Origin of the sequence: Roseospira navarrensis, assembly GCF_009601025.1 — a bacterium.
GTDB lineage: Bacteria > Pseudomonadota > Alphaproteobacteria > Rhodospirillales > Rhodospirillaceae > Rhodospira > Rhodospira navarrensis.
This window is the reverse complement of the sequence record NZ_WIVE01000023.1, coordinates 15,807-35,368: the sequence shown is the minus strand read 5'-3', so window position 1 is coordinate 35,368 and position 19,562 is coordinate 15,807. Positions and strand designations below refer to the sequence as shown.

At 70.6% G+C, this 19,562-nt stretch carries 12 protein-coding genes; 4 read left to right on the top strand and 8 right to left on the bottom strand.

The genetic code is table 11. The features are described from left to right. Positions 1–83 precede the first annotated feature (83 nt). The 4 genes from GHC57_RS08980 to GHC57_RS08965 are packed head-to-tail and all read left to right on the top strand — an operon-like array spanning position 84 to position 7,134. Entirely contained in the window at positions 84–830 is a 747-nt protein-coding gene (locus GHC57_RS08980; RefSeq protein ID WP_170294779.1) for a substrate-binding periplasmic protein, read from the top strand. Next, a complete protein-coding gene (locus GHC57_RS08975) occupies positions 827–3,277 on the top strand; it encodes an HD family phosphohydrolase (RefSeq protein WP_153343339.1) in 2,451 nt (816 codons plus the stop codon). The genes GHC57_RS08980 and GHC57_RS08975 overlap by 4 nt, the downstream gene beginning before the upstream one ends. A gap of 33 nt (positions 3,278–3,310) precedes the next feature. Beyond that, positions 3,311–5,617, top strand: a complete 2,307-nt coding sequence (locus GHC57_RS08970) for an adenylate/guanylate cyclase domain-containing protein (protein WP_153343338.1) — start codon at positions 3,311–3,313, stop codon at positions 5,615–5,617. Beyond that, on the top strand, positions 5,617–7,134 hold the full coding sequence (locus GHC57_RS08965) for a type 2 periplasmic-binding domain-containing protein (protein ID WP_153343336.1): 1,518 nt from the start codon (positions 5,617–5,619) through the stop codon (positions 7,132–7,134). The genes GHC57_RS08970 and GHC57_RS08965 overlap by 1 nt, the downstream gene beginning before the upstream one ends. Here GHC57_RS08965 and GHC57_RS08960 read toward each other — a convergent pair. The 8 genes from GHC57_RS08960 to GHC57_RS08925 form a co-directional block, all read right to left on the bottom strand. Then, a complete protein-coding gene (locus GHC57_RS08960) occupies positions 7,112–8,608 on the bottom strand; it encodes a sensor histidine kinase (RefSeq protein WP_170294778.1) in 1,497 nt (498 codons plus the stop codon). The two genes, GHC57_RS08965 and GHC57_RS08960, sit on opposite strands and share 23 nt — an antisense overlap. 198 nt (positions 8,609–8,806) lie before the next feature. Next, positions 8,807–11,509, bottom strand: coding sequence for a PAS domain S-box protein (locus GHC57_RS08955; protein WP_153343333.1), 2,703 nt, complete (start codon positions 11,507–11,509; stop codon positions 8,807–8,809). A gap of 604 nt (positions 11,510–12,113) precedes the next feature. Then, positions 12,114–12,305 (bottom strand): CsbD family protein, encoded by a 192-nt coding sequence (locus GHC57_RS08950; protein ID WP_153343332.1) that lies wholly within the window; start codon positions 12,303–12,305, stop codon positions 12,114–12,116. A 181-nt stretch (positions 12,306–12,486) separates the two neighbouring features. After that, the gene (locus tag GHC57_RS08945) at positions 12,487–14,667 is read right to left on the bottom strand and encodes a C45 family autoproteolytic acyltransferase/hydrolase (protein WP_153343330.1); all 2,181 of its coding nucleotides are present in this window, start codon (positions 14,665–14,667) and stop codon (positions 12,487–12,489) included. A gap of 62 nt (positions 14,668–14,729) precedes the next feature. Then, positions 14,730–15,740 (bottom strand): alpha/beta hydrolase, encoded by a 1,011-nt coding sequence (locus GHC57_RS08940; protein ID WP_153343329.1) that lies wholly within the window; start codon positions 15,738–15,740, stop codon positions 14,730–14,732. A 360-nt stretch (positions 15,741–16,100) separates the two neighbouring features. Beyond that, the gene (locus tag GHC57_RS08935) at positions 16,101–16,958 is read right to left on the bottom strand and encodes a uracil-DNA glycosylase family protein (protein WP_170294777.1); all 858 of its coding nucleotides are present in this window, start codon (positions 16,956–16,958) and stop codon (positions 16,101–16,103) included. 27 nt (positions 16,959–16,985) lie between these two features. Continuing rightward, positions 16,986–17,654, bottom strand: a complete 669-nt coding sequence (locus GHC57_RS08930) for a glutathione S-transferase family protein (RefSeq protein ID WP_153343327.1) — start codon at positions 17,652–17,654, stop codon at positions 16,986–16,988. A 58-nt stretch (positions 17,655–17,712) separates the two neighbouring features. Next, a complete protein-coding gene (locus GHC57_RS08925; RefSeq protein WP_170294776.1) occupies positions 17,713–19,314 on the bottom strand; it encodes an ATP-binding protein in 1,602 nt (533 codons plus the stop codon). Positions 19,315–19,562: the final 248 nt, after the last annotated feature.

Here is a 19,562-nt window from a genome sequence, read left to right as displayed (position 1 = left end):
CGTTCGGGGAGCAGACCGCCGGCCCCTCGGATCGGACGGGGCGCGTCCGCGTCGCGCGCCGCGCCGGAGCGCTGCTGACCCTGATGATCGCACTGTGGCCCGCCGTCGTGCTGGCGCAGACCCGGAGCGCATCGCCCGGTGACCCGGTCGCCGAGCCCCTGACCCTGCTGGTGTTCGAGCGGCCGCCGTACTACCTCCCCGACGGCACGGGCGGCTTCACCGGCCTGGTCGCCGGGCCCGTCGCCGAGGCGATGGCGCGCGCCGGCATCCCCGTTCGCTGGAAGACCCTGCAGCCGAATGGTCATCTCAGGACCGTGGCCACCGACAGCGGACCCGTGTGCGCCGTCGGCTGGTACCGTTCAGAGCGGCGGGAGCACCTCGGTCTGTTCAGCGACCCGATCTACCGCGAACCGTCCCAGGTCGTGCTGGCCCGGACCGACAACGACCGCGTCCTGTCGCAGGAGTCCCTGCAGGACCTGTTCGCGGATTCGGGGGTCCGGCTCGGCACCAAGTTGGGATACTCCTACGGCCCGCGCATCGACGGCATGATCGAGACCCTGCGGCCGCCCCAGTCCACGGTGTCGCAGGACGACACCGGGCTGGTCCGGATGCTGCTGGGGCGGCGGTTCGACTACATGCTGACCGGGCGCGCGGAGGCGGAAGACCTGATCGACCGCTTCGGCGCGGCGGGCCAGGACCTGATCGCGCTCACGTTCGAGGACAGCCCGCAGGGCAACGCCCGCCATCTGGTCTGCAGCCGCTCCGTCGGCGCGGACACCATGGCCCGTTTCAATGCCGCGCTCGCCGACATCGGCCGGGGGACCCCATGACCCCCGCCATGGCTTATGGCCTGCCCGAGCACGCAGGCGCGCACTCTCTTCGGACCCGGTTGCTGGCCATCTACGTGCCGGTCCTTGTGGTGCTGTCGGTGGGTCTGTTCGCCGTGCTGGAGTGGCGCGCCCACAGTCAGGCCATGGCCGCGCTGGAGCAGCGCATGGAAACCTTCGTCGCCACCAGCGCGCCGGTCCTGGCGACCCCCATGTGGGCGTTTGACGATTCGCTGGTGCGCTCGCTGGTCTCGGTGATGGGCCAGCACCCGGACCTGGCGGCGATCCGGGTCCGCGATCCGTCCGGGCGGGTGGTCGCCGCCGCCGGCGCCATGGCGGCGCTGGAGTCGTCCGGCGGGCGCTTCGTGCGCGAGGCGCCGCTCATCAAGCAGGAGATCGACGGGGCGACCACCGTCGGCACCATGGCCCTGGCCTTCGATGAAAGCCGCGTGCTGGCGGCGCTGTGGCGCAGTCTGGCGACGGATGCAATCATCATCGCGGTGGTGATGGGCGCGCTGGTGGTGCTGGTGTCCGTGACCACCGGACGGCTGATCTTCCGGCCGCTGTCCCACCTGCACCGGGCATTGACCGCCGAGGTCGCCCCCGGTGAGGTGCGGCATGTGTCCGAACCCGCGTCGGACGAACTGGGCGAGGTGATCGCGGCGTTCAACGCCCTGGAAAACCGCCGGGCCGCGCTGGAGGAGTCGCGCACGCGGCTCATCACCATGGGCATTCAATTGGGGGCCGAGCGCAATCCCCGCCGGCTGGTGGAATCCGTGCTGCAGGTGGCCAGTGACCTGTGCCATGCGGACGGCGGAACGGTCTATCTGCTCGATCGCGATGCCGGCCAGTTGGAGTTCGCCATCGTCCTGAACCGCAGCCTGAAGATCCATCTGGGCGGTGAGGGCGGGCCGGACATCCCGTTTGCGCCGCTGCCGCTGCACGGGCCGGACGGGCGACCCAACAGCGCCAACGTGGCCGTGCACGCGGCGCTGACGGGGCAGGTGGTCAACGTGCCCGACGTCTACGACAACACGGCGTTCGATTTCGCGGGGCCGCGCGCCTTCGACGCCACCCACGGCTATCGGACCACGTCGCTGCTGGCCGTGCCGCTGAGCGACCGACAGGGCGAGATCATCGGCGTGCTGCAGCTCATCAACGCCAGCGATGCCGAACGGACCACCGTGAAGGCGTTCGACGGCCCCACCGAGTCCATCGCCCGCGCCCTGGCCGCCCAGGCCGGCGTGGCGCTGGAGAACCAGCTTCTGCTGGAAGCGCAGCGCCGCTTGCTCGACTCCTTCATCGAGCTGATGGCCGGGGCCATCGACGCCAAGTCGCCCTATACCGGCGGGCACTGCTCGCGCGTGCCGGACCTGACTCGCATGCTGACAGAGGCGGCCTGTGCCGACACGGACCGATTCCAGGCTTTCGACCTGACCGAGGACGAGTGGTACGAACTGCACATCGCAAGCTGGCTGCATGACTGCGGCAAGGTCACCAGCCCCGAATACGTGGTGGACAAGGCCACCAAGCTGGAAACCATCTACAACCGCATTCACGAGATCCGCACCCGGTTCGAGGTGCTGTGGCGGGACGCCCGGATCGAAGAGCTGCTGGCGGTGCAGGACGGGGCCGATCCGGCGGCGGCGGCCGAGACCCGGGAGCGGACCCAGGCCGATCTGGTGGAGGACTTCGCCTTCGTCGCCACCTGCAACGTCGGCGGCGAGTTCCTCGACGACGCGAGCATCGAGCGCCTGCGGCGGATCGGCGCGCGTCCGTGGACGCGCCATTTCGACGATCGGCTGGGCCTGTCCGTGGCGGAGGCGGAGCGGCTGCGCGCCTTCCCCGCGCCGCCGCTGCCGGTGGAGGACCGCCTGCTGTCCGACAAGCCGGAACAGGTCGTGCCCTGGCCGGACAACACCCCGCCGATCCGCGAGAACGATCCGCGCGGCTTCACGCTGCTGGCGCCCCGGCACCAGTTCAACCTGGGCGAACTGTACAATCTGTCGATCCGGCGCGGCACGCTGACCGAGGAGGAACGCTTCAAGGTCAACGACCACATCGTGCAGACCATCATCATGCTGGAAAGCCTGCCGCTGCCGCCGCACCTCCGCCGGGTGCCGGAATACGCCGGCGGCCATCACGAGAAGATGGACGGCACCGGGTATCCGCGCGGCCTGAAGGCCGGAACGATGTCGATCCCGGCGCGGATCATGGCCATCGCCGATGTGTTCGAGGCCCTGACCGCCGCCGACCGGCCGTACAAGAAGCCCAAAACGGTCTCCGAGGCGCTGCGGATCATGAGTTTCATGCGCAACGACAACCATATCGACCCCGATCTGTTCGACCTGTTCCTGCGCTCCGGCGTGTGGCGGGACTACGCTCATCGGTTCCTGGACCCCGAGCAGATCGACGCCGTGGACATCGCGGCCTATCAGCGGGCGTCGTAGCCGACCGGCCGACCCAGCGGGAGCCGAACGGACATGCGGCAGCGGACACGAAAGGACGGCGACGGGACCACCCGGGCCGGGGTCAGGTCCCGGGGTCGGCGCGGCGGGCGCCTGCTGCGGCGCTCGGCGCTGGTGGCCCTGCGTCTGCGCCGCCTGCACATCCCGCTGGTGGTCAACCTGTTCACCATCATGGCGGCCCTGACGGTCGCGGTCGTGCTGGCGCTCAGTCTGTTCACCGCCTGGCAGGGCCGCGCGGTGGCCGAGGCGACCGGCCGGGCGCTGTCGCGGGAGTTGACCGCCAAGGTGGCCCACCGCATCGAGACTCTGTTCTCGCCGGCCGCCGCGCTCACCACGCTCTCGTCGTCGCTGCCCGACATCGCCCAGCCGCCGGACCTGCTGGTCCATCCCATGGGGTGGTTCCTGATGCGGGCGCTGGAGACGTATCCGACGCTGTATTCCGGGTTCATCGGGTTCGACGACGGGCGGTTCTATCAGATCATCGCCGTGCCCGACCGGCCCCGCTCGGCCGAGGAGGAGGCGCGCCGCGCCACCGCCGTCCGCCTGACCCACGGCGCGCCGCCCGACACCCGGTTCATCCACCGGGCCGTCGTGCAGGGCGCGGGGGTGGGGGAGCGCATCCAGGTCTGGACGTTCCTTGACCGGGACCGCGTGCTGCTGGGCTCACAGGTGCAGGCGACGGCGGCCTATGACCCCACGGTCCGGCCCTGGTACCGCCTGGCCCGGGGTCAGGGCGGCACGGTGATGACCGACATCTACACCTTCCACAGTCTGGGCCTGCCCGGCGTCACCCTGGCGCGGGCGTTCGACGGCGATGTGCCGGGCGTGTTCGGGATCGACCTGACGCTGGCCTCGATCGCGGACTTCGTCGCCGCGCAGACCCTGTCGCCGAACGGGCGTCTGCTGGTGGGGACGGCGGACGGGCAGGTGATCGCCTATCGGGGGCCGGACGGGCTGCGCACCGGGGCCGAGTCCGTGCGCGGGCAGCCGCTGCGGCTGGAGGACCTGCGCGATCCCTCGATCATCCGCGCGATGTTCGCCCCGGCTGCCGGGGGCGATGTCCAGGTGGTGCCCCGGATCGACAGCGGCGAACCGATCCTGGTGCGGCGGCTGCGCGTCTCCATGCCGGTGGCCCGGGATATCGTGGTGGCGATGGCCGCGCCGCTGTCGGACTACACCGGGCCGGTGGACACGATGGTGCGCAATAGTCTGCTCTTCGCCCTGCTGGTGGCGCTGGTGGGGATTCCGGCCACCTGGGTCGTGGCCCGGCGCATGTCCGGGGCCCTGGCGGTGTTGGCCGAGGACGCCGGGCGCATCCGCACCCTGGACCTGGACCGCGAGGTGCGCGTGCGCACCATCGTGCGCGAGATCCATGATCTCGCCATCGCTCAGCGGACCATGAAGGAATCGCTGCGCACGTTCGGGCTGTACGTCCCCCGCGATCTGGTGCGGCGCATCATGGCGTCGGGCGGCTCGGCCGCGCCGGGCGGGCAGCGGCGCGAACTGTCTCTGCTGTTCACCGACATCGAGGGCTTCACCACCCTTTCGGAGCGCACGCCGGCCGAGGACCTGATGGTGCGGACCTCGGCGTACTTCGAGGAGATCACCGCCGCCGTGAACGCCCAGGCCGGGATCGTGGACAAGTTCATCGGCGACGCCGTCATGGCCCTGTGGAACGCGCCGGAGCCGGTCGCGGATCATGTGGTTCGGGCCTGCCTCGCCGCGCTGGACGCGCACCAGCGGGTCACGCGGTTCAATGCCGGGTTGGCGGACCGGGGCCTGCCGCCGTTCCCCACCCGCTTCGGGCTGCATGTGGGCGAGGCGGTCGTGGGCAACGTCGGATCATCCACGCGTATGGACTATTCGGCCATCGGCGCGGCGGTCAACATGGCGTCGCGGATCGAGGGTCTGAACAAGGTCTACGGGACGCGCATCCTGGTGTCGGAGGCGGTGGCCGAGCGCGTCGCCGGCCGCTTCGTGCTGCGCGAGATGGACCGGGTCCAGCCCAAGGGGGCGCTCCAGGCCGTGCGGGTGTTCGACCTGGTCGGCGCGCATCCGGAGCACGCGACCGTCCTCGGTGCGGCCGATGCGGTGGTGGCGGGGCCGGAGGCGCTGTCCTTCGCCACCCGCTGGAACGCGGCGCAGGACCTGCTGCGCCGCCAGCGCGACTGGGCCGGGGCCGCAGACGCCTTCGCTGTGCTGGCCCAGGCGCGTCCGGACGATCCGGCGGCGGCGCAGATGCAGGCGCTGGCGGCGCGGCTGGCCTCGGACCCGGACGCCGCCCGTGAGTGGTCCGACATCCGCCGCATGGAGGCTAAGTGATGGTCGGTCGTCGCTCCATCCTCCGGCTGGGCCTTGCCGGGGCCGCCGCCGCCCTTGGGGCCGGCCGGGCCGGCGCGCAGAGTGGCGGCGCGCCCGTGCCGGGCGCCGTGCTGGACGACCTGGAGCGGATGCAGGCCGACCCGCCGCTTCAGGGCGTCCAGCTACGGGTGTGGACCACGGAGACCGGCGCGGACCGGCTTGCGGTGATCCGCTACCTTCTGGATGTGCAGGCCACCCTGGCCGGGGAACCGCAGATCGTGTTCGAGACGGTGCGGGAAACCGAGCTGGTGGACCGGATGCGGCGCACGCACGCACCGGCCAGCCGCGTGCCGGTGCCGCATGTGGTCAACACCGGCGCGGACGGGCTGATGGCGCTGGATGCGCTTGGCCTGCTCAGTCCGGCGGAGGCTGGGCGTGTGCTGGATGATCTGGGCCACGGCCGGATACTGGCCGGAGCCCTGGCGGCGGTGCGCCGGGCCGACGGGCGGCCGGCCGCGCTGCCGTTCCACGGCTGGCCGCAGATGATCTGGACCCGCGCCGACTGGCTGCGCGACGAGCTGGACCGGGAGCCGCCGCGCACCGTGGACGAACTGCGGCGGGCGGCGCACGGGCTGCACGACCCGGCGCAGGGGCGGCGGGGCGTGATCCTGGGCACGGCCGGCGATTTCTACACCCAGCAGTGTTTCCTGATGATCGCTCGGGCCTTCGGGGCCGCGATCCTGGCCCCTCCGTCCAGTCCCGAGGACATCCATCCGGTGCTGGCGCTGGACACCCGCACGATGATCGCTGCGCTGGAGGCGTATGCCGACCTCGCCCGGGCCGCCGGGCCGGGCCGGCTGACCTGGCGGGCGCGGGATTACTACCTGCAGGGCAAGGCGGGGATGCTGTTCTATTCCACCTTCCTGATGGACGATCTCGCGATTCCGTCGGTCGCGCGGAACTCGCTGACCGATGGGCATTTCCCGGATCTGGCGGGGGCCGCGTTCGATCCCCGCCTGGTGCATGAGACCGCGCCCGTCGGAACCCTGACGGCGGGCGGGGGCCGGGGGGCGGGCCCGGCGGGTGCGGTGGGGGCCTTCACCTCGATCAACGGGCTCGGTCTGACGGGCGCCGGCGGTCCGGGGGAACGGGCCGCCGCGCGTCGGCTGGCGCGCTTTCTGTTCCGGCCGGATGCCTATGTCTCGTGGCTGCACATGGCGCCCGGCGGCATGATTCCCGTGGTGCGGGGCGTTCTGGAGTCCGACGCCTTTCTTCGCGACCGCCTGGGCGTGTTCCAGGCCTTCGGGCGCGAGACGGTGCGCCGGTTCGGCGAGGCGCTGACGGTGCCGTCCACGTTCTCGACCGTCGGTGTCGGCGGGACCGCCCATGCCGACCCGCGCGCCGCGCTGCTGTACGCGGACGGCGTGGTCGGGCGCATGGTGGTGCGGGTGCTCGACGGGGACGACAGCCCCGCGACGGCCGCGCGCCGGGCCCAGATGGACGCGCTCGGTGTGCTCAAACAGCGCCAGGGGCGCTAGCACCCTCATCCCACGCGGTGTCCGCCACGGCCTGCCGGTCGGTGGCGACACCCGGTAGCGTGAACGTGAACGTGGAGCCCGTCTCGCCGTCCGACTCCACCGTCAGGTCGCCGCCATGGCGATCCACGATGCGCTTGCACAGGGCCAGCCCGATGCCCGTCCCCTCGAACTCGGCCGGCCCGTGCAGCCGCTGGAACACGCCGAAGATGCGACCGTGATACTGCGGTGCGATGCCGATGCCGTTGTCCGTGACCGCCACGCGCCAGCGGGGGCCTTCCGCGTGAACCTGGATGCGGACCTCGGGCGGGATGCCGGGCCGGGTGTACTTCAGGGCGTTGGCGATCAGGTTCTGGAACAGGGTCGTGACCTGCGAGGGGTCCACGGTGACCGTCGGCCGGGTCTCGGGCAGGATCACCCGCGCCCCGCTCTCGGCGATCGGTCCGCGCAGGAGGGCGAGGGCGTTCTCCACCACGCGCTCCAACGCGACCGGCTCCATCTGCTGGCCCTGCGTCGTGACCCGCGAAAAGTCCAGCAGGCCGTGGATCTGCTGGCTCAGACGCTTGGCGCCCTCGATGGAATAGGTGATGAACTCGGTCGCGTCGGCATCGAGCGAGCCGCCGTAACGCTGGCGCAGCAGGCCGAGGAAGCTGGAGATGGTCCGCAGCGGGGCCTGCAGGTCATGCGAGGCGGCGTAGGCGAACTGCTCCAGGTCCTCGTTGGAGCGGCGCAGGTCCTGGTTCATGGCTTCCAGGCGCCGGGTGCGCTCCGCCACCGCCTGTTCCAGGCGGGCGTGGCTGGTGCGCAGCACGGCCAGCCGCTGGGTGTCGCTGCGGTGCTTCAGCCACAGGGCCAGCGCCAGACCCAGCAGCAGCACGGTGATGGTGGCGGCGCCGATGGCCTCCCGCAAGAGGGTCTGGGGGACCCGGAAGAAGTCCAGGATCTGGGCCTCCGGCGTGGACAGGCCGATGGTCCAGGTGTCGTCGTGCACCCGCACGGACGTCCAGGCGGCGAACTCGCGGCCCTTCTCGGGCAGCCAGACATACCAGGTGGTGCCGGTGCTGGCGGTCTCCACGCCCTCGATCAGGGCGTCATAGTGGCGAGCGCCGTGTTCGACCTGCATGGCGAAGATCTCGGCCATGCTCTTGCCCAAATACTGTCGCGGAAAGTCTTCGCTTTCGTCAAAGATCACATAGCCCTGGTTGTAGATCCAGGCGTCGCCGTCCTTGCCGAGCTGGATGGGGTCGATGAACTGGCGGAAGACCTCCTGCTCGGCGTCGTGGACGGACAGGCCATCGACGTCGATCCGGTGCGTCATCCAGGCTTCTGTCGCCCGGGCGGCGCCATCGACGATCTCGGCCTCCAGCGCCAGCCAGGAGTCCAGGGCCACGGCGCGCCGGTGCATGTGGCGGTCATGCACGTGCAGCCAAAGCCCGGCGAGCAGACCGACCAGCAGGATGGCAAGCCCCAGCGCCAAGCCCCGGACGCGCCGCGGCGACCGGGCTCCTGCCGCCTCTTCCGCGCCCGGTTGCGTCATCGTTCGCCGTTCATCCCGTGCCCCCGTCGGTGCCGTGCCCCCGGCTTCGCAAGACCGCCCGATCCATGGTTGCGAGCCTGTCAGCACCTCCACTATGCCCGCGCGGTTCTGGCGAAACAAGACGACTCGGGACTCGCGTCACAGGTTCGGATGGGGCTCCGCGACATCGGCCTGAAGGCCGGGCAGCGTGAAGATGAAGGTGGAGCCGCCGGTCCCGTCCGAGTCCACGGTCAGTTCGCCGCCGTGGCGATCCACGATGCGCTTGCACACGGCCAGCCCGATGCCCGTGCCCTCGAACTCGGCCGGCCCGTGCAGCCGCTGGAACACCCCGAAGATGCGGCCGTGATACTCGGGCGCGATGCCGATGCCGTTGTCCGCGACCGCCACCCGCCAGCGGGGGCCCTCGGGGGTCACGCTGATACGGACCTCGGGGGGCGTGTCGGGCCTGGCGTACTTCAGGGCGTTGGCGATCAGATTCTGGAACACGAGCGCCAACTGGTCGGCGTCGGCGATCACCGTGGGCAGGGTCTCGGGCCGTTCGATGCGCGCCCCGGTGTCCGCGATCGGCCCGCGCAGGTGGGCGAGGGCCACCGACACCGGGCGATCCAGCGCAACCGGCGTCATGGACTGCGGGGTGGTCGTGATGCGGGAGAAGTCCAGGAGGCCGTGGACCTGTTGGCTCAGCCGCTTGGCCCCCTCGATGGAATAGTCGATGAACTCGGCGGCGTCGGCGTCGAGCGAGGCGCCGTAGCGCTGTCGCAGCAGCCCCAGGAAGCTGGAGATGGTTCGCAGCGGCGCCTGGAGATCGTGCGAGGCGGCGTAGGCGAACTGCTCCAGGTCCTCGTTGGAGCGGCGCAGCCGGTCCTCCATGGCCTTGCGGCTGGTGATGTCCTCCTTGACCGCGAGCAGGCCGCAGAACTGGTTCCGGTCGTCGAAAATGGGACCGATGGAGACGGACTCCCAGAGCGGCGAACCGTCCCGGCGTCGGTTGGCCACTTCGCCGGACCATGTGGCGCCCGCGCGCACCCTCTCCAGAATATCGTCCGGCGGGCGGGTGCCGCCTTGCATGTCCTCCGTCTGGCAGAACAGGACCGGACGGCCGAGGACCTCGTCCATGGCATAGCCCGTGACCCGGCAGAAGTGGCGGTTGGCGTATTCGATGCGGCCGTCCGCGTCGGCGATCACGATGCTGGCGGGGCTCTGCTCGACGGCCTGCGAGAGCTTCTTCAGGCGCGCCTCGCGGTCCTTGCGCTCGGTGATGTCGATCGCGATGTTGCCCGTGCCGGCCAGACGTCCCGCGCGGTCGAAGATGGGGCTCTTGCGGGTCAGGACCGTGCGCACCGTCCCGTTGGGATGCACGACGGGTTCCTCGCGTTCGATGACGCTGCCCCGGGGCAGCGACTGCGCCTTGCGGTCGTCCACCATGTAGGTGCGCACCGGCTCGGACTCGGGGGAGACGCCGAAGATCTCGGCGTCGGTCTTGCCCAGCATGTCGGCGATGCTGGTGTTGCCGCTGGCGCGCACGAAGGCCTGGTTGGTGGCGACGACCCGCAGGTCCAGGTCCTTGACCACGAAAATGTCGTCGCTGTGATCGACCACCGTGGCCAGGGCGTCGCGGATGGTCTCGTCGCGCTTGCGGTCGGTGATGTCGTGCAGGAACCCGTGCCAGAGCACCGAGCCGTCGGCTTCCCGTTCGGGAACGGCTCGGGCCGCGATCCAGGTTTCGGGCCGATCCGGGCGGCGCAGGCGGTAGTCCAGCGCCCAGGGGGCGAGGGACCGGAACGACTGCTCCATCGACTCCCGCAGGCGCGGCAGATCCTCCGGGTGGACCGTGTTGAAGGCCACGCGGGCATCGCGGCGGATCGCCTCGGTCGGGACGCCGAAGATCTCCTGCATGCCCTGGCTGACATAGGGATAGCTGCCGGTGCCGTCCGGGCCCCGCCGGTACTGGAAGAACACGCCCGGCGCGGTGCGGGCGATCTTGTCCAGGCGCGCCTGAAGCTCGCACTCCGCCGTGACATCGTAGTTGACGCCGACCATCACCGGGGCCCCGTCGCCCGGTGCGGTCCGGCGTTCCGCCAGGGACCGGACGTGCCGCACGGTCCCGTCGGGTCGGCGGATGCGGAACACCGTGTCGAAGGTGGCGCCATCGTGCCGGGTCCGCTCGGTGGCTTCGAGCAGCCGGGCCAGGTCCTCCGGGTGGACCCGGTCGCTCCAGTCCTCCGCCCGGCCCTGGAATGTGTCCGGGTCCACGCCGTAAAGCGCGAACATGCTCGGGTTCCAGATGAGCGCGCCCGTCCGCAGGTTCCATTCCCAGATCCCGATGTCGGCCGCCCGGATGGCCCGGGTCAGGCGACAGTCCGGGCAGGCGCCGTTCCGTTCAGAGGTGGCGCGGGGGGATATCTCCGTCAGGGTCAGGATCATCCGGGCCGACGGATCGGTGCCGTCGGCGAGCGGTGTCAGGCTGATGGTCCCGAGGGTCGGGCCGTGCTCGGGCTGGTCCGGACGCCACAAGGGCCGCTCGGTCAGGACCAGCGGCGTCCCGTCCGCGAGGCTGCGGCGGACCTTGTCCGTGGTGTGGGGGTCGGCCAACATCTCGTCCACGGACCGGCCCGCCCAGGTCGCGCCGGAACGTCCGCGCCGCCGCGCCAGGGCCTCGTTGCCCCAGACCACCGTGCCGTCGCGGTCCAGGCAGGCCATGGGAACGGGGGAGCGCCCGAAGAGCCGGTCGAGGCTCGGCGTGTCCAGGGTCGTGTCCTGGCGGAGCCGCGCGCGATCCTCCGGGGGCCGGCTTGCCGCCTCGCCCTCGGGGGACGCTTCTTCTTTTTCGCGTTCACCCATCTGCCCTGCTCCCGGCGGCCCCGGTTTCCGTCGCGGGCCGCGCCGAACGGGTCCGGCTCCGGGCGGATCGGGTGCACGCCGGTTTGTCCCCGCACCGTCCGTCAGTCCAGCGGACCCGCGGGCCCGTTCAAACCGCAATGCTCATACGAGTGAGCAGGCCAGTCAATATAACGAGAGACGCATACAGGGCTCCGAACTCGGATGACAGGGGGTCATGGGTCGTGTCACCCCCCGAGATCCTTCGCCGCCGATGGCGGCTCAATCATCATAGGGATCGCCCTCCATCATGGTGCCGGAGAGGCTCTTCGGATCCGTCACGTCGCCGACCCCTTGGTCGCCTTGGTGTCTTGGTGGTCAATCCTATTGCCGGAGACGGCCGCTCCGGTTCAGAAAATGTGTCAACGTGATAGCCCCCGACAGGGGAGGGCCGTTCGGGCTGCACCCGACGAAAGGTCCAGGGACGCCCCATCGCGCCAATTTTCCGTGATGACCCAAAAAAAACGGAAACCGGGGGCGCCGCCCCCGGACCCGTATGACCATCCGGCCTGTGAACACGGTCCTTGGCCGGACGGACCAAGGTTGCCGCCAGGGCCGAACCCCACGATCAGTCCTTCATGCTGTCGACCTGCTTCTCGGCCTCTTCCTTGGCGATGCCATACCGTTCCTGGATCTTGCCGACCAGGATGTCGCGGTCGCCCTTGACCTCCGCCAAGTCGTCGTCGGTGAGCTTGCCCCACTGCTTGCGGACATTGCCCTTGAACTGGGTCCAGTTGCCTTTGAGTTCGTCCTTGTTCATGACTCGTCTCCTGTTCTGATCACAGGCGAGGGGTTCCGGACGGCATGGGCTGGTCCCACCGCCGAACGCCCTCGCATTCTGTGTGAACAACGAAACGACCCGGGTTCGCGTTCCCGGCGGAGATGGCGTTGCGTCGGCCCGATCCCCATGGTCGGCCGAGGGCGCGGGAGGCGCCGGGCCTCTACTCGACCGTCACGAAGTCGATGTCCGGCAGGGCGGCGTCCGCGCCGTCCGCCAGAATGGCCGCCGCCACCTTGCGCCAGGTCTTGATGTCCTGATGCACGCGGCCGTCGGCCCCGAACAGGTCCGCCGCGACCTGATCGAGCGCCGCGACCCCCTGACCGTGGAGGGCCTGGACGTCCGCATGATCCGGCTCCAGGCGCGCGGCCTCGGTCGCCGCCGACAGCAGCAGGATGCGGGCCCGCTCCCAGCCGGTCACCGGCACCTGGCCCTCAGCCACCACATCCCGCAGCGCGGACCAGTCGGCGGCGGCGCCAGCGAGCAGGGACGCGCGGTCGGGCTCGCCGGGAACCAGGGCGGCCTCGTGCCGCAGCCGGGCGCGGATGTAGCGAAAGCCGGGATCGGCCAGACCGGCGTTCTCGGCCGCCGCCACGGCGGCGTCCAGCGCCCCCAGGGCGATCCGGCGCAGGGTGCGCAGTTCCTCCATGGTCGGCTTGCGCCGGAACAGGGCGCCGTCCGGCTGGCGCGGGCGCTCGTACGCCTGAAAGGCGGCCACGTAGTGCCGCATGGCGGTCAGCGCGCCCGGCGAGACGGTGCTTGCCACATGCTGTCCCACGGGGGTCACGCCCAGGCCCTCCCAGTCGAGGGCGAAGCCGGCCAGCGGCGTATGCGGTCCAGGCGTGCAGGCGTCGTCCGACCCCACCGTCAGCCAGAACTGATCGGACGGCGCGGCCCGGTCCGGGCTGGCGCGCATGATGCTGCTCGCCAGGCTGTAGGCCTTGCAGATGGTCCGCCCGAAGCCGCGCGTCGCGTCGCTGGCGTCCGCGTCGCCGTGGTCGGCGAGCATGGCGAGCGCCCGTTCGGTGTCCAGACCGCCGGCCGAGACGGCCTCGGACAGCAGCCCGTCCGCGCGGCGCATCCGGGCCCGGGTTTCCTGCCACTTGCCCACGGTCTTGGTGAAGTGGGCATCGCCCAGGAAGTCGTGCCGTTCGCGCAGGGCCTCGGCCAGGAAGTGATTGGTCTGCACCAGCCGGTCGCTCGCGGCGCTGGGCTCGACACGATGGACGTAGGTGTCGGCGAAGGGGCGGCCGGGGCCGACCCGGGTCTCCTCGCTGCCGTTCAACTCGATGCGAAGGGCCTGACCGGAGGGCGCGTGGCTGACCACGATGGTCCAGGAGGCGAAGTGCCGCCGGTCGCGGGCGATGTCCACCGCCTCGTCCAGGGTGCGCGCCTCGCGCAGGATGCGCTGCTGCACGTAGGGCGCCACATCATGGCGGCCCCGCCCGTCGCCGACCGTGAAATTGACCGTGGACATCTGGTGCAGCGAGACCGCGATCCCGGCCTCGTTCATGCCGTTGATGCCGCCCGGATAGATCAGGCCGGCCGTGCCGGCGGCGGCGTAGCGCAGATAGGCCGGGTTCGCGGGGCGTTCGTCGATCAGGCTGAGCACCGGATGCCGGTTCCAACTGAAAAAGGCGCCGTCGAAGTTGCGCGCGTGCAGGCCGCGCCCGTCGGCGGTCAGGTCGGGCGCGGCCCACAGGCCGGTGCATCCCATGCCGGCCCGACGCCGTCCCGGGCCGGGTCCACGGTCGAGCCACTCGGTCAGCGGCACGTCGTCGAACGCGCCGCCCGCCCCGGCATCGGCGTAGGACCGGCCCCAAGCCGTGGTCATCCACGCCTGCGTGACGTAGTTCCGCCAGTGCGCGTAGGCTTCGCTCCGGGAGCGGTAAGACCGCAGGTGCTCGAACCCGGTTGCGATGTTGCCGGTGTCGATGGCGACACAGGCATGCTCGACGGCGGTGGCATCGAACAGCGGCGCGGTGAGGCCGGCGAAGCAGCCGCGCGCCAGCGCTTCCACGCCGCGCCGGAAGTCGTCACTGCACGACTGCAGGACGTCCCGGCTGAGGCGGTTGAAAAATGCGCCCTGGATGCGGTCCACGGTGCCGGTACCGAGGCCCTGGCTCGCGTCCACATCGTGGCTGATGGTGGCGAGGATTTCCGGAAACACCCCGTCCTCGATCCGGGCCGCGAGCAGAAGGCCGTGATCGAAGCAGATGTCGGGAAAGGCGCCGCGCTGGCGGAGCACGGACAGGCGGCGGCCTTCCACCTCCCAGACATCAAGGCGGCTGTCGGCGCGGCACCCGTCCGGTGTCGGCACCGTTTCCACATGGCGCAAGGGCATGAGACCTCCCAGAAAACGGTGCGTCGGGATCGTGAGGTAAGGTGGGGTGGGGACGGCGGGGACTAGCCGACCCTGTAGGTCTGTTTGCGGCCGGTGATGGGAGTGCGGCCGTCGATGCGGTCGTCCTCGCTGCCGGCCAGCACGGCCAGCACGTCGCGCCGGACCACCGCGTTGTTGCGGTAGTACTGGTGGCCGGTCGGGTCGGTGCCCCAGTCCACGGCGGCGGCGCAGTTGATGTTGATGAACTTGGGCGGCAGGGGGTCCAGGTCGCGCGGCCCGGAGGCCCCCAGGCGGTCCGGGTTCATCTTGGTCCAGTCGCTGACCACGAGGGCCAGATCCTGCGCGTTGTAGTAGGTGGTGACCCGCCGGGCCAGACCCTCCAGCGGGGCCAGCTTGGCGTCGGTGGTCAGGGCGTCGTTGTCGGCGTCGGCGGCCATCAACAGCACCTCGTCGAACAGCCGGGGCAACTGGTCGCCGACGAAGGCCCGCATGCCCTGCACCGCGTGCCGCAGGGCGAAGTTGCCCATCGAGTGCGCCATCAGGTGGACGCGCTGGCCGCAGAACTGCGCGCGTTGCAGATCGCGGACGAAATCGGCGGCCTTCAGGATGCCGCGCCCCATGGCGGTGCCGCTGGCCTCGGCGTCCTTGCGGTCGGAGCGGTAGGACTTGACCGGCGTCTTGCGGCCGTCCGACGGCCATGTGAACACGACCCAGTTCATGGGCTTGCCGTTGGCGCCGTACCAGCGCTTCAGCTCGGCGGTGCGGCGCAGGGCCTCGCGGAAGGTGAAGTCGAAGCCGTGGACGTACACCATGGTGTCGCGCTCGTGCTTGGCCATCTTGTGCCACAGATGCTCGAACACGGCCCGGCTGCCCAGGACCTGACGGGACGGCGGCCGGTTGGACAGCCGCTCGGTCGCGGTGGCCACGGTGATCTCGCCGTCTGGGTCCTCCGGCACCTCGGCCCAGCCGAAGCGCAGTTCGTCCAGGCCCTCGGGGCTGAACGTGGCGCCGAAGTCGGTGGGGTTCTGCTTGCGATTGGGATTGCGGTTGGTCGCGAAAAAGACGGCCGTCATATGATCGCCCCCCTTCGTCAGGGCCGGCCGGGAGACCCCCCACGCCCGCCCCTCCGTGATCCAGCCTGCATGATAGTGGAGGTCCGCCACGTCTGCCAAGACCGCTGGCGGGGTGCCGGCTCATGGACACGGGACTGTACGTGCCCGGATTTGCAAGGGGTTTAAGGCCCGTGCTCAAGATCCTTCAGCCGCTTCGCGGCTTCAGGATGACATCCTGTAATTCAAGGTTGTCATCCCGAGCGAGCGAAGCGAGACGAGGGATCTCGGGAGGCGTCCTTTGACGGCGCCGAAACGATCGTCGTTGCTGCGGACTCGCGTCAAGACCGCTGGCGGGGCTGCGACCCGGACGCCGAAGCGGGTTCAGCCCTCGGCCAGACGCGCCTTGACCGCCAGGAGATCGCGCCAGGCCAGCCGCTTCGCCTCCGCATTGCGCAGCAGGTAGGCGGGGTGGAACGTGGGCATGGCGGGCACGTCCGGGGCGTCTCCGGGCGTGCGGTGTGTGCGCCAGTGGCCGCGCAGGCGGGTGATGCCCTCGGTCGTGCCGATCAGCGTGGACGCCGCCAGCCCGCCGACCAGCAGCAGCGCCCGGGGCGCGATCAGGGCCACGTGGCGTTCGATAAAGGGGGTGCAGGTGGCCACCTCGGCCGGCGTCGGCTTGCGGTTTCCCGGCGGGCGCCATGGCACCACGTTGGTGATGTAGGCGGTGCTGCGGTCGAACCCGATGGAGGCCAGCATCTCGTCCAGCAGGCGGCCGGAGACACCGCAGAACGGCCGGCCCTGCCGGTCCTCGTCGGCGCCCGGGGCTTCGCCGACGACCATCAGGGCGGCATCGGCCGCCCCCTCGCCGAACACGGTGGTCGTGGCGGTCACCTTCAGGGCGCAGCCGTCGAAGGCTTCCAGCGCCGCGCGCAGGGCGTCGAGGGTCTCCGCACGGCCCGCCACGGCGGCGGCGCTCTCGCGGGCGGCCGCGGCGGCCGGCGCGGCGGGGTCGGCGGCGCTGCCCTCGGCGGCGCGGGGCACGGCCGGGGGGGGGTGGGGAGGCGTGCGCGGGCGGGGCGCGTCCCGTGGCTGCGCACGGGCGGCGGCGGCCCGCGCGGCATCGGCCGCGAAGCGGTCCACCGGCGTCTCGCCGACGCACTCGTCCACACCGGCCACCTCGTACCAGCGCAGCACGGCCAGGTCGTCCAGGGGCGCGAAGGGGGCCGGGGTGTCGGTCACGGCGGCGACGACCTTCTGGAAATCAAGCTAGAAATCAAGGTTCGCATAGTGCGGCGCGGGGCGCAGGCCCGGTTCCTGATCGGCCAGCAGCGAGCGGAAGCACGGCCGGCATTTCAGCAGCATGTACCATTCCTTGGCGGCCGGGTGGTCCTCCCATGGCACGTCGCCAGCGTAATCCACCAAAGACAGGTGGGCGCCCGCCATCAGGTCCGCCAGGGTCGGACGGGGGCCTGTCAGGAAGCGGTTCGACTGCGTCAGCCAGGCGATGTAGTCGAGATGGATATGGATGTTGGTCCGGCCCGCCCGCAGCGCCCGCGAATCGGGCGCGCCACCGCCCATGATCCGGTTGAGCAGCTTTTCCCCCGCCAGCGGCTCCGTGACGTCGCGGCGGAACACCTCGCCGAACCAGGCGGTCAGGCGGCGCACCTCGGCGCGGGACAGGGGATCCGCGCCCAGCAGCGGCGGGTCCGTGTGGACCTCGTCCAGGTATTCCCCGACCGCATAGGCCCCGGCGACCACGGACCCGTCGGGCTCCATCAGCACAGGCACCTCGCCCGAAGGGTTGAGCGCCAGGAAGGATTCGTCGCGCTGCCAGGGCGTGACCACCCGCAGTTCCGCGTCCAGGCCCTTCTCGCCGAGAACCAGTCGGGCGAGTCGGGCGCCCGGATACAGCCAGTGATGATACAGTGTGCGCATGCGCGGGAGTGTACGAAGCACACGGGCCGGTGACCAGCGGGTTTCGGCGGATCGTCGCTCAGCCCGACGCCGAGCCGGGCAGGCGCAGGCGTGTGCGGGGCAGGTGGGCCACCGCTTCCGTGCCCTGTCCAAGGGTGCTGCGCAGCGTCAGCGCGCCGCCGTGCGCCTCGACCAGACCCGAAGCCACGGCGAGTCCCAGGCCGACCCCCTCGTCCGAGGAAATCCCGCTGGGTCTGTCGCGCTCGAACGGTTTCATGATGACCGCCAGCCGGTCCTGGGGAATGCCCGGACCGTTGTCCTGGACATAGAGATCGAGGCCGTCGGGGCCCTCGCGCAGGCCGACCCGGACCCAGCCGCCGCGCTGGGTGAACTTGATGGCGTTGGTCACAAGATTGAGCAGCACCTGCGCGAGCCGCCGGCGATCCGCCACCAGACGCGGCACCGGAACCGGCAGGGCATCCACCGACAGATCAATGGCGCGGCTGCGGGCGCGGACCTCCATCATCTGCACCAGATCGTACAGCAGCGCCTCGGGATCCACGATGTCCTCGCACAGGATCAGCCGGTGCGCGGACAGGGCGCTCAGGTCCAGGATCTCGTCCACGATGCCCAGCAGGTACCGCCCGCTTTGATGGATGTCCCGGGCGTAGTCGGCATAGACCGCCGGCATCCCGGCGCCGAGCGCATCCTCGTGCATGATCTCGGAAAAGCCGATCACGGCGTTCAGGGGCGTGCGGATCTCGTGGCTCATGTTGGCCACGAACTCGTCCTTGCGGCGATCGGCGGCCTCGGCCGCGACCATGGCCGTTTCGAGCGCGGTGGCCATGCGTCCCATATGCCGGGTGCCCAGCAGAACGATGACCGCGACCACCAGCGAGGCGCTGCCCCAAAGCCACGCCTGCTGAATCGTGCTTGCGAACAGCACATTCCGGTCGAGCCCCACGGCCAGCACCAGGGGCAGGGACTCCAGGACGCTGTAGCGCACCAGCCGCACCGTGCCATCCACGGGCGAGGTGCCCCAGTAGGTCCCGGAGGGTGCGGTTCGAACATGCGCCCGGATCAGGGCGGCATCGCCGAGGGGGGCTCCCATCGGCACGGCGTCGGCGGGCCATCGGGCCTGCACCGTCCCGTCGGTGCCGGTCAGCAGGATGGCCATGCCGGGAAAGTTCTGCCCAAGGTCCGCGAACAGATCGTTGAGGTAGGCAATTGAAATCGAGGCCACGAGCACGCCGGTCAGCGTGCCGTCCGCCGCGCGGAGGGCATGGGAGACGGGAAACGCCCAGTCGCCGTCCACCCGACTGCGGATCGGACGGGACACGACGGTGTCCCGCGTCGGGTCAATCAAAAGCTGTTTGAAGTACTCCCGATCGCTGACATCAAGCCCGATGGCGGAGTGCCCGGGTCGGCTGTCCGCCACCACGACGCCGTCCGGATTGAGCAGGATCAGCGCCCGTACGAAGGGCAGCGGCGAGGCGATCGGTTCGAGGTCACGGGACACCGGCCCCGGCACGCCCGTGGTCCAGAGCCGCTGATGTCCCAGGATCGCCAGGGTGTCGTCCATGGTGCCCAGGGTCGCGGCCAGATGCTGGGACAGGGCCATCTGCACGGATTCGAGCGTCCGCCGCCCGGCATCCCGCTCGGCGCGCCACGCCTGCAGCACACCGACACCGCCAAAGGCCAGGGAAGCGGCAACACCAAAGACAGCGGCCACGCGCACCAGAGGGCGGACGCCGCGGGCCAGAATGCCGCGTTCCGGTCGAGGTCGTCGTTCCGAAGCATGGGCCGCGGGTGAGCCGCCGTCTCGAATCATACCGAAAACAACCTCTGCGCAATTCCGCGCAAACTTATCACGCCTTCGGAATGTGCGGAACAGGGAACCGGCTATTGCCCGATGAGTGCGCTGGGCCT